The 13,835-nt window shown below is 50.3% G+C and carries 16 protein-coding genes and 4 tRNA genes; 2 read left to right on the top strand and 18 right to left on the bottom strand.

Going from position 1 to position 13,835, the window contains the following annotated elements; genetic code table 11:
- Positions 1–287 precede the first annotated feature (287 nt).
- Positions 288–1,643 (top strand): Trk system potassium transporter TrkA, encoded by a 1,356-nt coding sequence (gene trkA, locus ACH5Y9_RS04625; protein ID WP_033155191.1) that lies wholly within the window; start codon positions 288–290, stop codon positions 1,641–1,643.
- Here the strand turns inward: trkA and ACH5Y9_RS04620 are convergent.
- From ACH5Y9_RS04620 to ACH5Y9_RS04560, 13 genes are all read right to left on the bottom strand, one after another.
- A complete protein-coding gene (locus ACH5Y9_RS04620) occupies positions 1,640–2,182 on the bottom strand; it encodes a hypothetical protein (RefSeq protein ID WP_319961942.1) in 543 nt (180 codons plus the stop codon). The two genes, trkA and ACH5Y9_RS04620, sit on opposite strands and share 4 nt — an antisense overlap.
- Positions 2,169–2,702 (bottom strand): hypothetical protein, encoded by a 534-nt coding sequence (locus ACH5Y9_RS04615; RefSeq protein ID WP_319961943.1) that lies wholly within the window; start codon positions 2,700–2,702, stop codon positions 2,169–2,171. Before ACH5Y9_RS04615 ends, ACH5Y9_RS04620 begins: the two co-directional genes overlap by 14 nt.
- Before the next feature lie 5 nt (positions 2,703–2,707).
- Complete coding sequence (locus tag ACH5Y9_RS04610) at positions 2,708–3,082, bottom strand: VOC family protein (RefSeq protein WP_319961944.1); 375 nt, start codon at positions 3,080–3,082, stop codon at positions 2,708–2,710.
- A gap of 43 nt (positions 3,083–3,125) precedes the next feature.
- Positions 3,126–3,908 carry a hydroxypyruvate isomerase family protein gene (locus tag ACH5Y9_RS04605; RefSeq protein ID WP_319961945.1) on the bottom strand — a complete coding sequence of 261 codons (783 nt, stop codon included), beginning with the start codon at positions 3,906–3,908 and terminating at the stop codon, positions 3,126–3,128.
- Positions 3,908–4,786, bottom strand: a complete 879-nt coding sequence (locus ACH5Y9_RS04600; RefSeq protein WP_319961946.1) for an NAD(P)-dependent oxidoreductase — start codon at positions 4,784–4,786, stop codon at positions 3,908–3,910. The genes ACH5Y9_RS04605 and ACH5Y9_RS04600 overlap by 1 nt, the downstream gene beginning before the upstream one ends.
- Before the next feature lie 14 nt (positions 4,787–4,800).
- Positions 4,801–5,295 carry a nucleoside triphosphate pyrophosphohydrolase family protein gene (locus tag ACH5Y9_RS04595; RefSeq protein ID WP_445368685.1) on the bottom strand — a complete coding sequence of 165 codons (495 nt, stop codon included), beginning with the start codon at positions 5,293–5,295 and terminating at the stop codon, positions 4,801–4,803.
- A gap of 184 nt (positions 5,296–5,479) precedes the next feature.
- A complete protein-coding gene (locus ACH5Y9_RS04590; protein WP_205450603.1) occupies positions 5,480–5,968 on the bottom strand; it encodes a hypothetical protein in 489 nt (162 codons plus the stop codon).
- Entirely contained in the window at positions 5,968–6,519 is a 552-nt protein-coding gene (locus ACH5Y9_RS04585) for an FMN-binding protein (RefSeq protein WP_319961948.1), read from the bottom strand. Before ACH5Y9_RS04585 ends, ACH5Y9_RS04590 begins: the two co-directional genes overlap by 1 nt.
- 164 nt (positions 6,520–6,683) lie before the next feature.
- Positions 6,684–8,117, bottom strand: coding sequence for a hypothetical protein (locus ACH5Y9_RS04580; protein WP_205450605.1), 1,434 nt, complete (start codon positions 8,115–8,117; stop codon positions 6,684–6,686).
- 128 nt (positions 8,118–8,245) lie between these two features.
- Complete coding sequence (locus ACH5Y9_RS04575) at positions 8,246–8,488, bottom strand: GIY-YIG nuclease family protein (protein ID WP_230410249.1); 243 nt, start codon at positions 8,486–8,488, stop codon at positions 8,246–8,248.
- 22 nt (positions 8,489–8,510) lie between these two features.
- On the bottom strand, positions 8,511–8,792 hold the full coding sequence (locus ACH5Y9_RS04570) for a hypothetical protein (RefSeq protein ID WP_319961950.1): 282 nt from the start codon (positions 8,790–8,792) through the stop codon (positions 8,511–8,513).
- Between the two features lie 23 nt (positions 8,793–8,815).
- Positions 8,816–9,256, bottom strand: a complete 441-nt coding sequence (gene rnhA / locus ACH5Y9_RS04565; RefSeq protein WP_101055429.1) for a ribonuclease HI — start codon at positions 9,254–9,256, stop codon at positions 8,816–8,818.
- The gene (locus ACH5Y9_RS04560) at positions 9,249–9,971 is read right to left on the bottom strand and encodes a class I SAM-dependent methyltransferase (RefSeq protein ID WP_319961951.1); all 723 of its coding nucleotides are present in this window, start codon (positions 9,969–9,971) and stop codon (positions 9,249–9,251) included. Before ACH5Y9_RS04560 ends, rnhA begins: the two co-directional genes overlap by 8 nt.
- Positions 9,972–10,056: 85 nt before the next feature.
- Here ACH5Y9_RS04560 and ACH5Y9_RS04555 point away from each other — a divergent pair, with 85 nt between their 5' ends.
- Positions 10,057–11,655 carry a LysM peptidoglycan-binding domain-containing protein gene (locus ACH5Y9_RS04555; protein WP_319961952.1) on the top strand — a complete coding sequence of 533 codons (1,599 nt, stop codon included), beginning with the start codon at positions 10,057–10,059 and terminating at the stop codon, positions 11,653–11,655.
- Between the two features lie 274 nt (positions 11,656–11,929).
- Here ACH5Y9_RS04555 and ACH5Y9_RS04550 read toward each other — a convergent pair.
- From ACH5Y9_RS04550 to gltX, 5 genes are all read right to left on the bottom strand, one after another.
- Positions 11,930–12,005, bottom strand: a tRNA-Glu gene (locus tag ACH5Y9_RS04550).
- A 65-nt stretch (positions 12,006–12,070) separates the two neighbouring features.
- Positions 12,071–12,146, bottom strand: a tRNA-Glu gene (locus ACH5Y9_RS04545).
- 65 nt (positions 12,147–12,211) lie between these two features.
- Positions 12,212–12,287 (bottom strand) — tRNA-Glu (locus ACH5Y9_RS04540).
- A 21-nt stretch (positions 12,288–12,308) separates the two neighbouring features.
- Positions 12,309–12,384 (bottom strand) — tRNA-Ala (locus ACH5Y9_RS04535).
- Between the two features lie 41 nt (positions 12,385–12,425).
- The gene (gene gltX, locus ACH5Y9_RS04530) at positions 12,426–13,832 is read right to left on the bottom strand and encodes a glutamate--tRNA ligase (protein WP_319961953.1); all 1,407 of its coding nucleotides are present in this window, start codon (positions 13,830–13,832) and stop codon (positions 12,426–12,428) included.
- Between the last annotated feature and the right edge of the window lie 3 nt (positions 13,833–13,835).

Here is a 13,835-nt window from a genome sequence, read left to right as displayed (position 1 = left end):
GAGTGAGAGTGAACCAAAGTTTGCGATTATAAACGGTATGGGGCGGCTGTGACCAGAAAACAAGCCCGACAAGCTGAGACTATTCACCAGCCTGTTTTTGTAAATCGGCTATTTAAAACAGGATTTTTGCTTGGCAGCCGCAGCCCAACTGCATCATCCGGCGATTTCCATCGCGGCAAAGTTAGCACTCGCTGGAACATGGACAAGCCTATCGATCAGCGTATAATTCGCCGGCTTCGGCCCTTGTGGCGGCAAGCATTCGACATCATTACTGGCTTTAACAATTTATGAAAATAGTGATTCTCGGTGCCGGTGTGACCGGCTCTTCGGTTGCCGGCGCATTGGCCAGTGAAGAAAACGATATTGTCGTTATCGATAAAAATGCCCACTTGCTCACCGCATTAAAAGGTCGCCTGGATATAGCCACCGTCGAAGGTAACGCTGCCCATCCCAGCGTGCTGGAACAAGCCGGGATTCAGGACGCGGACATGGTGATTGCCGTTACCGACCGCGACGAGACCAATATGCTGGCCTGTCAGGTGATCAACACCCTGTACAGCAAACCCAAAACCATCGCCCGAGTGCGCGCCATCGACTTTCTCAACCATCCGGAATTATTTGCGCCGGGCGGTATAGATATTGTCATCAGCCCTGAGCAGGTTGTCACCGAATCCATCCACAACCTGATCAAATACCCCGGTGCGCTGCATGTGTCCGAGTTTGCCGACGGCTTGGTCAGGCTGTTTTCGATTCGCGTGGTACCGACCGGCTTTCTGACCGGCAAACGCATCCACGCCGTCAAAGAAAAACTGGCCGACAGCATGATCCGGGTCGCGGCGATTTTCCGCGACGGCAAAGCCATCGCGGTAAACGGCGAGGCGGTAATTGCCACCGGCGATGAAGTATTTTTTGTCTGCCCCCGCGATAAGGTCCGTAAAACCCTGGTGGATCTGCATAAACTGGAATCGCCGATCAAAACCATTATGCTGGCCGGCGGCGGCCACGTCGGCAAGCGGCTGGCCATTGCCTTGGAAAAAAACTACCACGTCAAAGTCATCGAGCAAGACATCGAGCGCGCGCGGGAGATATCTAACGATTTGCGTAACACCTTAATTCTACACGGCGACTGTACCGACGAATCGCTACTGCAGGAAGAAATGATCGAAGACATCGATCTGTTCTGCGCGATTACCAATAACGACGGCATCAACCTGATTGCCGCCGGTCTGGCGAAAAAACTCGGCGCCAAAAAGGCTATCTGCCTGATTAACAATAATTCCTACCTAAAATTATTGGACGGCACCGAAATCGATCTGGCGATTCAACCAAAACTGGAAACCTTGGGCGGCATCCTCAAACACGTGCGTAAAGGCGACGTGGTCGGCGTCAGCTCGGTATGCGGCGGCAGTGCGGAAGCGATCGAAGCGATTGCTCACCGCAGCAAGAACTCCAGCTCAGTGGTTGGCTTGCGTGTAGATCAGGTCAATTTACCGGACGGCGTCATATTAGGCGCGCTAATTCGCGAAAAAGAAGTGATTCCGGTGCATCACGACACCGTATTCGCGGAAGGCGATCACGTGGTGATGTTTGCGTTGAACAAGAAAATGGTTAGAGATATTGAAGGCTATTTCCAGCCGATCTAGTCCGCCAAATCCGCATCGATAAAAGCCAGTGCCCGCTGCGGCAAACCGTCGTTGCCCTCGCCTTGCAAAGACGCCTGGCTATCTTCATGCACCGCCGTCATGAACTGCAACAACTGCATTTCAATTTTCATTTTTTCCTGCGGTTCTTGGGCATCCCACATTCGATTCAATAACTGCTTGGCGTGATGGTGAATAGTGAAGGCCACAGCTTCCGGCAGATGCGCGTAACTGGTGCGCAAAGACTCCTTCAGTTTATCCAGCGATTGCAGATATTGCTGATAGTCTTTTAAATCCTGCTGACATTGGGTTTTCACCATCGCCAGCTCATTGCTGTTGCGGGCTTTGTTGACGGCCAGCTCGTGCGCCAATTGCTGCGACTGTTTTTTCAGCTGTGCCACCAAGGCCTGCTCCGCCAGCGCCTTGGTTTGCCGCAGTTCGGCGACATCTTCGTGCCTGGATAAATGCCATTGCAAATTGTCGTCGCGACTGCGCCGCAAAAACGCCAGCGCTTCGCCCAGCCAACGGCTAATCGACGACATGCAATTGTTGGCGTAAAGCCAGCATGGCCGCAGCATCGGCTTGTTTACGATAGGTACGCAAGGCTTTGCGCAGATTTTTATATCGAGTGGCTGGCAGTTGCGCCCGCACCGCTTGCAATTCATCGCTAATTGCCGCGAACAAGGCCCTAGCCTGTTTGCGGTTATCGGCTACCAGCAGGCGTTGCCGCTTGAATCTGCTCAGATAGCTCAACTGCCGGCATTCCGCAGTCTGGCGCCGCTCAATATTTTGCCGACGAATCTGCAAAGACACTAGCTGCCGTAACGCCGCCGATTCGCGACTGAAATACCCGCGCAGCTCACGGTAAACCGCTTTAAATAAGGTCAGCACGCTCAGCAAAGCCAGCAGACCCAAAGCCAACAACATCACTTTACTGGCTAACAGATAAAACAGCCCCATCAACAAAACCAAGCCAAACTGCAAACACACAAACCCGAGCACAAACAGCAGCATGGCCAGGCTGCCTATCAGTAGTCCGCCGAAAAAAAGCCGTCCGAACATGGTTCTCAAGGCCGCTCGATAAACTCCAGCGCATTGCCGTCTCTATCCCGGCAAAACAGCGCCTTGCGGCCGGAGATACTCAGCGTGTAAGCCGTACCGGCCCGCTCCAGATCTTCGCGTAGAGCATCAACGGAATCAATATGCATCGCCACATGCCGATCACGGCCGCCATGCGCCGGTCTGCCGGTAGTGGGATCGGGATTTTCCAATTCCAGCAAATGAATTTGCTGCGCACCAATTTGCAGCCAGGCGCCTGGGAACGGTAGATTCGGCCGTTCGGTCTGCTCCATTCCTAACACATCGCGGTAAAAAAACAGCGATTGCTCGGTATCGGAGACGATCAAACTGGCGTGATGTATCGTGAAATTATGTTTCGACATGACTAGCAACAGGTGATAAAGGCCCAGAGATTATACCGCCCGATTATTTCACCGCGTAGGTTTTCAACCATTCCAAACTGACAGCGGTCTCAATCGTCGGCCGGTACTCGGCACCCACCCAACCTTGGTAATCCGAGTTTGCGATAACATCGAACAAAATTTTGAAATCTACGGCGCCCGTACCCGGCTGGCCGCGGCCTGGAGAGTCGGCAAATTGAATATGCCCGATTCTATCTAAATGTTGGCGTAAAAATCCGGCACAATCTTCGCCCATCCGGCTCATGTGATAAATGTCGTATTGCATGAATAAGTTCGGATGGCCGATTTGCTTTAGCACATCCAGCATCTTGTCGCCGGTGTCGACGATAAAACCTGGCATGTCGTGGCTATTGACCGCCTCGAATACGGTTTTGATACCCAACTCGGCAAACGCTGCGGCGGCGTAAACCAGATTTTCCAGCAAAGTAGCGTGATATTCAGCCAAGCGACGTGGATTAAAACAACGGCCGGGCAACACATTAATGACGCTTGGCTTCAAGCGTTCGGCGTAAGCCAAGGCCTGCTCAACCGCAGCTTTAAAGTCATCGCGTCTTTCCGGAACCGCCGCCAAACCCTCGCCGCCCTGCAGCAAGGTATCGGCATCGACATTGAACAACACGAGCTTTAAGTCCTGTTGAGCTAATAGGTCACCGATTTGTTCGACTCGCAGCGAGTAGGGAAACTGGATTTCCACTGCGTCGAAACCGCACTGTTTAGCAGCCTGAAACCGTTCCGGCAACGGCCGTTCGGTAAACAATAAACTCAGATTGGCGGTAAAGCGCAGCATTAGTCTTGGCTATAAAGCTTGATAAGCGTGGAGGGATCTTGCTCCAAAAAGCCGCCGCTACCGTGCAATTGCATTAGTTGCGCCGCCAAGCCGGACATCGGTATCGCACTCCCCTGTTTGCCCGCTAAATCGACAGCCATATTTAAATCTTTCAATAAGGTTTTCACGCGCCACTTCACCGGTTCGAAACGCTGATCGGCCATTTCCGGGCCGACGATTTGCAGTGGCTTGGAATCGGCAAAGCCACCGGCCAGCGCTTCCGGAATTTTTGCAGCATCCACGCCGGCCGACTTTGCCAAGGCCATCATTTCCGCGATTACCAGCACATTGCAACTAACGATCATCTGGTTGCAAATTTTAGTGGTTTGACCACTGCCGACCGCACCCATATGCGTTAACCGGCTATACAGCGGCCGCAATACTTCACGGGCAATTTGAATGTCTTGTTCCGTACCGCCGGCCATAATCGCCAGACTACCCTGCTCTGCCCCGGCCGTGCCACCGGATACCGGCGCATCGACCCAGCGCATGCCGCAAGCTGTCTGCAATTGAAATGCCATGCGCCGGGTAGCTTCCGGATGAATGCTGGATAAATCAATCAACAGTTTGTCGGCAGCGCCGTTGGCGATAATGTGTTCCGTCACCGCCTCTTCAACGGCCATCGTGTCGGACAGACACAAAATCACCACATCGGAGGCTTTTACCAATTCGCCGACACTGCCACAGACCTTAGCACCGGCACCCGCCACCACAGCTAATTTTGCAGTGGTGCGATTCCAGACATTCACCTGAAAACCCGCCGCCAGAAGCCGCATGGTTAAAGGTTGCCCCATCAGGCCTATGCCCACGAAACCCAGCGTGTAGGGTTGTTCTGCCATAGTGACGCTCGCTGTTATTCGAATAGCGCCGGGCTTAAATCCAAACGCTCGGCATCGCCGCGCCCGCTCATCAGATGTTGATAGACGATTTGAAAAGCTTCGTCGAAATCGGCATTCACGAAACGCTGGGATAAATGCGCACAAATCGCATATAAGCCCGAATAATGCACGGTCTCGCCGGAAGTACATAAATTGATTTTCTCGGACAGCACCCGCATCACTGACAGCACTGAACCATCTTGCCGCCAATTAGCAGACACACTGACCACCTCATCGCCCCGGCTAGCGATAGCCGCCAGCGCATTAAAGGATAAATCCACCAAACCGGCCAAAATTTTGATGAGGTCGCCGCTGGCAATGGCTTTAAAGGTCTCGCTACCGCAATCCAATAATAGCGCTTGGCGCAGCACAATATCCATATCGGACAAGTGCCCAATCTCGCCATCATCAGGCTGCTTGATAGCGAATTTCCGGTGAAAATCTCTAACTTGTTGTAAATGTTTGTTCATGATTCTACTCCGGGCTTGGATTCAAAGAATTCGGGGAATAATGGCGCGGCGCGGGACAACATCTGCAGTCAACGACCTAGCCATTTTTGGACAACATCTGCAGTCAACGACCTAGCCATTTTTGGACATCAGCGCAGTCGGAGAATGCGCCAATGAACCAACTAGGGCAATAGGGAAATCGGTTTTAACGCAGTTGCCGGCGCGATTCAATCAACGACAAACTGACTATTACAATCAGCAGGAACAAGGATGTTTCAAGTAATAAAAACGCGGCTATTTTGAAATAAGCAAAAGCCGGATCGACATAACGCACCAACCAACCCGCCGCTTCATCGGCAATTGCTGCGGCATAAACGATTGCGCTGATCCAGACTTTCATCAGCGTCGGCAACGAGGTCATCAGCATCAGATGCGTCAGCGTCAATACCAACATACCCATAGCAAACAAATGAAAATGACTGACTTCCAGTAGGCTTTGATAGCTTTTCGGCTCGTTAAACTCTTGCTCGTTACCCAAATAGTAAGAAACGACCGACTCCGGGGTGAGATTCATTTTATGGAAGTACATCAGACCATTGCTGATCCACAATAAGGCCACATAGGCCAAGAACATCAAGATCAAAGTATTGATCAACAGCTGGCGATTTTGCTCACCGGTTACAAAGAAACGCATTATTTGGTCTTGTTTTGGATGAGAACTTGATAAATCGCCAATACCTTGCGCGCGCTGTTAATTGCGGCTCGGGTGCTGAGCGTTGCCCCCGCCACACCCTGTATATCCTGATTCAGGCTCAACTCTTCGATGGAATGATTAGCCAGCAAGGCCATCCAGCGTTCCGGCGGTTGATATTCCGGCGGCTCATGAAACGCCAGCGTATGAACGTTACGCAATTTGCCATCCGGCGTAAGCACCACCAACAAGGTTTCCGGTTTGGTTCTAACAGTGTGGGCCTCAATCGCGGCATAGCCGATCACTGCACCTTGCTTCTTACCCACATAAAAACTAAACAGATTGGATTCCAGCTTGACCTTCGCAAGCTGTTCGATCTGCGCTACTTCCTCCGGCGTCGGAAACAACGATTGCATTTCCACAGTAGCGTCGTCGCCGAAGGCCAGCTTCATCGCTTCGTCCTTACTGTAAAACACAGCGGCGGCAAGGTTTGCGCTCGTTAAACAAAAAACCAGCAGCGTCAGCATAAGCCGACGAGTTTTTGAAATCAGCATGAGTGGGAAAAATCCAGGGAGTGAACAATACGGCGGCTATGATAGAGACCGGCAAACAATTTGCCAAGCCGATACGCGCATAAGCAATTTATGCGGCTGCATTATATAACGATGTACCCCGCCGTATGAAACGGCGGGGCTTAACACGCAACTTGACAGCCGCTTTAGAAAATAAAGCCCACACCCAAGTTGAAATCGTCCGGAGACGTGCCCGATTTTTGGGTGAAATTACGGTAATCGGCCTTTATCACGACATTGGGAATGGGTTTGTAGTTGAGGCCGACTTGGTAGATTTCGACATCCCTGGTCAAATCGTCTCGACAAATGGCGTTTGCGCATGTCGAAGCAGTAGCAACAGTATCCATACGCTCGTAACGTACGAAAGGAGCCAAATATTGGGTTGTATCGTGCGCAAAGTGCGGCAATATGTCGTAACCAACCTCACTGTACCAACCATAGTTTTCTTCACCGATACTTTTAGCATTGGCGACACTCAGCAAGGCTGCATCGCCGATATGCCCCCAGGAACCCAAGGTACGAAATTCCAGGCCACGGTATTTCCATTGCAGATGGGCTTCGTAAAGTTGCGTTGCTACTTCGAGTTGCCGCCCGTTATACAGCTGATTCTGCCCGGAATTACCGACATACGCCGAGCCGCCCACCATGACGCCAGGCAACATCGGCGGCGCATAGTCCACGCGACCGACATAAGCCAAATCTTCCGCCAACGCCTGTCCTCCTGATTGCCGGCCGCTACGAATGCCGTCAGCGCCAAAATTCTTAGCGTTCATACCGTTAACCACATAGGTTGTGTAGGTCAGACCCGGCAACAATTCACCGAATAACCCCACACCGTTTTCACGCCAAGTGCTGGGAATAATGCGTCTTTCGACTTCCGGGCGATTGTTACCGAAGAAAAACGGCGGCTCATGTATCTGGTTGATAAAGCCCATCGGCATTAACACCATCCCGGCCCGGACGTTGACCAGCGGGTCGATGAAGAAATCCAAGGAGGCCATTTCAACGGAGACAGTGCCCGTGCTACCCGATCCGTTATTACCGGTCGAGGAATGTTCGAACTCTATTTCACTGTTGAACAGTATGCTGTCAGTGAACTTATAACCAGCGTAAATGACTAGTCGTTCGAAATCTGTATTGTCCGGATTATTGACGGTGCCGGTTGCCGCATTACGCCCACCCTGATCATCAACTCGCGCCTGATAATTGGCCTCACCATAGCCACCTAAGGACAGACCCTTGCCTACTTGATACACCTTCGAGGCGGCAGGACCTAAACCGTATGCACTTTTGTATTCAACTTTTTCCGGCACCACCAACTCGGTACGCAGCTTTTCCACTTCTTCCGTCAATACATTGGTTTTACGCTCCAAATTGCTGACTTCACCGGTGGGCGCCTTTTGCGCGACCGCTTCCAGCTTTTTGGTCATGCTGTCAATCTGCTGCTGCTGAGCCTGAATGATCTTCCACATTTCATCCATGGTCTGCGGCTTTTCGGCGGGAATACCTGCAGCGTTTACCCCGGCACTGACGACAATCGCCGAAATCGCGGCGCTAAGTTTTGAGTTTAATGGCTTCATATCGGTCTCCAAGAATTTGAGACTCGAGTATAAAACCCCTACAACAACTAATGCAAATCATTCTCAAATCTATCCGCATTACGAAAAATAACTATCCCTAAAATATTGACTCCCATCCAATTCGGCCGCTATAAGCAGCTACACATTGCGATAAGATGAAGTTTTTCAGTACGTTTCATTTTTTTGATGAACACTTCCCTTCTTGAGGCAGAAACACGATCATGTCCCGCTTCGACAAACACCAATTGCCGAGGTTGACGGCTTCTAAAGTATTTGGCTCCTTTTTGCATCAGATGCTGGCGGAAACGTCTTTCAACATCGGTACTGATTCCGGTATACAGACTACCGTCATCACACTGAATGATATACACCGACCAATTCGACACTGGCGCACTATTCAGAGTCGGCGGATTTATTCAACCAACCATTCAACAAAACCGCTACCAATACGCCAAACCCGATATAGGCATAGCGAACGATGAAGATCAGCGCGGCACTTTGGCTGTGACTTGCAGCATCTTTGACACTTGGCGTGATAGCCAAAGTCCAGAGCAGCGCCGCCAAAAAATAGACCACCACACCCGACACCGCCCATGACACAGCCGGACGACCCGAGCGTGCCGCCGTGTTGTAAAACCAAATGCCGACTAACGCAGCAGCTATCGAACCTAACATGTATTTTCCTGATTTTAAGTGATTTATCGGCGAGACAAGCGCTCGATTCCCAGATTGGCCAACTGATCGGCACGCTCGTTACCGACATCCCCGGCATGTCCCTTCACCCATATCCAATCGATGTTGTGACGCTGGATAGCAGCATCCAAACGCCGCCATAAATCTTCGTTTTTCACTGGTTTATTTGCCGCGGTTTTCCATGCCCGCTTTTTCCAATTAGCCATCCATTCGGTAATACCTTGCAAAACATATTTAGAGTCAGTGTGCAATTTGACGCTACACGGTTTTGTTAGTGTTTCCAGAGCCTGTATTGCGGCCACTAATTCCATCCGGTTATTCGTCGTTTCAGGTTCACCGCCGCATAGCTCCTTTTCTTTATTTCGGTATTCCAAGCGCACGCCCCAACCTCCTGGCCCAGGGTTGCCCTTGCATGCACCATCCGTATAAATAATGACTTCAGTCATGGCCCACATTTCTATGTAAGTTCGATTTCAATCCCAATCCAACCGCAGCTAAATTGCTGCGGCGTTGCTGAGCCGCAGTCAAAGGAATCAATGTGTATTGCCTTTTCACCGCCTTAATGCCGTAAGCCATCGCAAACAAAGACGCAAAGCTGAACTCGAATTTACCGTGAGCAATGGTGTAACTGTCTAATCCAAACTCGGCAGTGGTTAGCAATTCGAAATTCATCAGTTTCAACCAATCCAAAACCCGAGCTTTGGTAATCAAATGCGCCCGCCAGGATTCCGCGAGCTTCCAGTCCCATAAAAACTGAAAACGTACCGACATACTGAACGGATTGAAATTCAACATGACCAATTCGCCACCCGGTTTTAACACGCGATTGACTTCGCGTAGGGTTTGAAATCGACGCGCATCGAACTCCAAAATGTGCGGAAGTATGACTAAATCCATCGATTCAGTTTGAATAGGCAAGTTAAATGCCTTAGCAGTCACCTTCAACGCGCCAGCATCACCCAAGGCCTTGCCGTCCAGAATTAGATAATTCTTATACAAGGAAAAATCGACGAACTCATTTTCCCAACCTAAGCCACCGATCTGGAGTTGTTGTTGTTTACAACTCACCGTTATTGATCTTCGCAGATAGTTGGCCTCCATGGTTTGCAGTAGCTTACCCCTTGGGGTTTGGTACAACGCAAACAGAAATTGTCTCTTCATTTAACCGCCGCTAAGGGTATGTTTTTTTGGCTATTTTAGAAAGCCATGCTAGGATCTAATTTTTTTATTTTAGCGAGTTCAGACAATGCCCCGCTCAATTTCCAAAAAATCAGGCCGTCATCTGTCTTATCTACTACCTATTTTGCTGGCAACCGGTTGTAGTCAACATGCGCAAAAAGACCATCTAAGCCAATCATCGACTAGCAAGTTTTCCGTATTTACCCGGAATGGCAATGCCGGAAAAATCCATAACAAGCAGGTAGAAGCAAAAGAGCACGCCACCATCTGGGACCGGATGCTGTCTCTTTACGCCTTACCGGAAATCGATAATGCCAGAATCGACCGCGAAGTAAACTGGTATCTTAGAAACCCTGAATATCTGACCAGAGTACAACAACGCGCCGAGCCTTATTTATACTTCATCCTCAATGAAATCGAAGCGAAAAACATCCCCGGAGAACTGGCGCTGTTACCTGCGGTTGAGAGCGCTTTCAGACCTGATGCAATGTCGCCAGCTCAAGCATCCGGTCTTTGGCAGTTCATTCCGCCGACCGGGCGTCTTTACGGGTTGAAGCAGAATAGCTGGTATGACGCGCGACGCGATGTGGTGCAATCGACTCAGGCAGCCACTACCTTTCTGAAAGAACTGAGCGAGACTTTCAATAACGATTGGTTACTGGCGCTCGCTTCATACAACGCCGGCAAAGGCAATATCAAAAACGCCGTAGATAGAAACATCGAACGAGGACAGCCTACCGACTTCTGGTCACTGGATTTAAACAACGAGACCTCAGCTTACGTACCCAGGCTGCTGGCAATCGCCAAAATCTTTGCAAACCCGGAAAAATATAACGTCAATCTGCATCAATTCGCCAACCAGCCTTACTTTGAATTGGTCGACGTAAAATCGCAGCTTGACCTGGGTAAAGCGGCGGAAATGGCGCAAACACCGCTGGACGACTTCTTAAAGCTCAATCCCGGCTACAACCGCTGGAGCACCGACCCGAACGGTGCGCAGCACCTGCTAATTCCTGTAAGCAAAGCCGATTCCTTTAAAGAGAGACTCGCTGAACTGCCACACGAAGAAAGAATCAAGTGGGAACACCATACAGTTGGCAAGAAAGAGACGCTAAAAAGCATAGCCAGCAAACACAGTACCAGTGTCGAAGAGATTATTAATGTCAATCATCTTGACGACGATACGGTTGCCCAAGGCACAATCCTGCTAATTCCAGTGTCTTATCATTCACAGAAAGGCGAACCAACCACATCGGCTGTTGCCGCAGTGTCACAACAATCCACACCAACCCCCGCCCAATCAAGCAAACAGCAATATACGGTTAAGAAAGGCGATACCTTATGGGATGTCTCTCAACGTTTTTCTGTTGATAAAGACGATATCGTGAGTTGGAATAAATTACCCAAGAAAGCGACTCTGAAACCCGGTCAAAAACTGACTATCAAGAAAACCAGCAGCAGTATAACCGTGGCATCTACCGCGCCTTCCGTCAAGCAAATCAGCTACACAGTCAAACCCGGCGATACCTTGGCGCAGATCTCCAAAAAATTTAACGTTAACGTCACCGAGCTCCGCAAATGGAATAACGTTCCCAAAAACAAGGCGGACATCAAACCGGGCTCTAAGCTAAAAGTGATGATTGAAGCCGGCCATCCGTCTACCTAAAGCTTCAGACAACAAATACGTAAGTTCAATATGGATCTAAGACACTAGATCTTTCTCATCGCCGCAAGAGTAAACTTAAATAAGCGATTTAGGTTTACTCTTATGCTTCGCGAGATCAAACCGCCCCAGTAAAGCGATCAGCATAGGAGACGCTAGTCGCCACATCACCACAGAAATACTGATTGGACTTAAAATATTGAATTAAAACAGACGATATAGAAAACTTTGCACGGCATTATTTCCGCTGCGCAAGAGCTATAACTTTAAGAATTGATGGCGTCCCCACGGGGGTTCGAACCCCGGTTACCGCCGTGAAAGGGCGGTGTCCTAGGCCACTAGACGATGGGGACTAAGACTATTTTTTCAGAATGACTTCTTCAACAAGAAGTGCCGGTTTAACCGACTTTAGCCAAGTTGGCGTCCCCACGGGGGTTCGAACCCCGGTTACCGCCGTGAAAGGGCGGTGTCCTAGGCCACTAGACGATGGGGACTAAGACTATTTTTTCAGAATGACTTCTTCAACAAGAAGTGCCGGTTTAACCGACTTTAGCCAAGTTGGCGTCCCCACGGGGGTTCGAACCCCGGTTACCGCCGTGAAAGGGCGGTGTCCTAGGCCACTAGACGATGGGGACTCAGGACTAAATCAACTACTTTGGTGGAGCCAAGGAGGATCGAACTCCTGACCTCTTGCATGCCATGCAAGCGCTCTCCCAGCTGAGCTATGGCCCCGTAGTTGAGTCCTCGTATTATACGGGTTTTCAGAGCTTTGTCTAGGAATTTTCTACATTCTTTATGTATCTGATCGCTCGCTCTATTCTGTGCAAGGTTTTCTCTCTGCCCAATAGCGCTAAAGTCAGGTCAATAGCCGGCGATACGCCGCTGCCGCAAACCGCTACACGCAAGGGCTGCGCAACCTTACCCAGATTAAGTTGCAACTGCTCCGCGCTATCCAATACTACTTGATGAAGACCTGATGCTTCCCATTCGCCGATAGCGCTAAACTGCACCAGTAAATGTTGCAATACATCGTCCACGCCCGCTTTGAAATTCTTTTTCGCGGCTTTTTCTTCGTAAGCGTCGAATTCCTTGTAAAAGTATTCGCTCTCGGCGGCCATATCCACCAGAGTTTTGCATCGCTCGCGCTGCGCTTTAACCACATCCGCCAGCGCCGGGCCGCTGGTCGGATCGATACCACGCTCCCCCATATGCCAAGCCAAGTGCCTAGCAACATGTGCCGGATCACCATTCATAATGTACTGGTGATTCAACCACACCAACTTCTCGGTATTGAACGTGGACGCGGAAACATTGACTTTTTCCAACTCGAACAGCGCCACCATTTCTTGCAAGGAAAACAATTCCTGATCACCGTGCGACCAACCCAAGCGCACCAGATAGTTCAACAAAGCCTCGGGTAAATACCCGTCATTGCGATATTGCATCACGCTGACCGCGCCATGGCGTTTGGACAATCTTGCACCGTCGGAACCTAAAATCATCGGCACATGCGCATACACAGGCAATTGCGCACCCAAGGCTTTCAGAATATTAATCTGCCTGGGCGTATTGTTAACATGATCGTCACCGCGTATTACATGAGTAACTCCCATATCCATATCGTCGACTACTACCGTCAGGTTATAGGTCGGCGTACCATCGGAACGGGCAATAATCAGATCATCCAGCTCCTTGTTGGCAACGACGATGCGGCCTTTCACCAAGTCATCGATGATAACCTCACCCTGCTCCGGATTCTTAAAGCGCACCACCCGCTCGCCTTGCGGATTTTCAACGCCATGCCGGCACTTGCCGTTGTAACGCGGCTTTTCCTTGTTGGCCATTTGCTGCTCGCGCAAAGCTTCCAACTCTTCGCGACTGCAGTAGCAATAATAGGCATCGCCCTGCGCCAACAATTGCTGAATGACTTCTTTGTATCGATCAAAACGATGCGTCTGATAGAACGGACCCTCGTCATATTCCAAGCCTAACCAAGTCATGCCTTCCAGAATGGCATTCACCGACTCCTGGCTGGAACGTTCAAGATCGGTGTCCTCGATTCGCAAAATAAATTTGCCACCGTGTTTGCGCGCATACAACCACGAAAACAGAGCGGTCCTGGCACCGCCAACATGTAAATAACCGGTGGGACTGGGGGCAAAGCGGGTTCTAATACTCATCGT

This window comes from Methylomonas sp. BW4-1, from assembly GCF_052474385.1.
The sequence above is the reverse complement of the archived record's forward strand: the minus strand, read 5'-3'. Positions and strand labels throughout refer to the sequence as shown.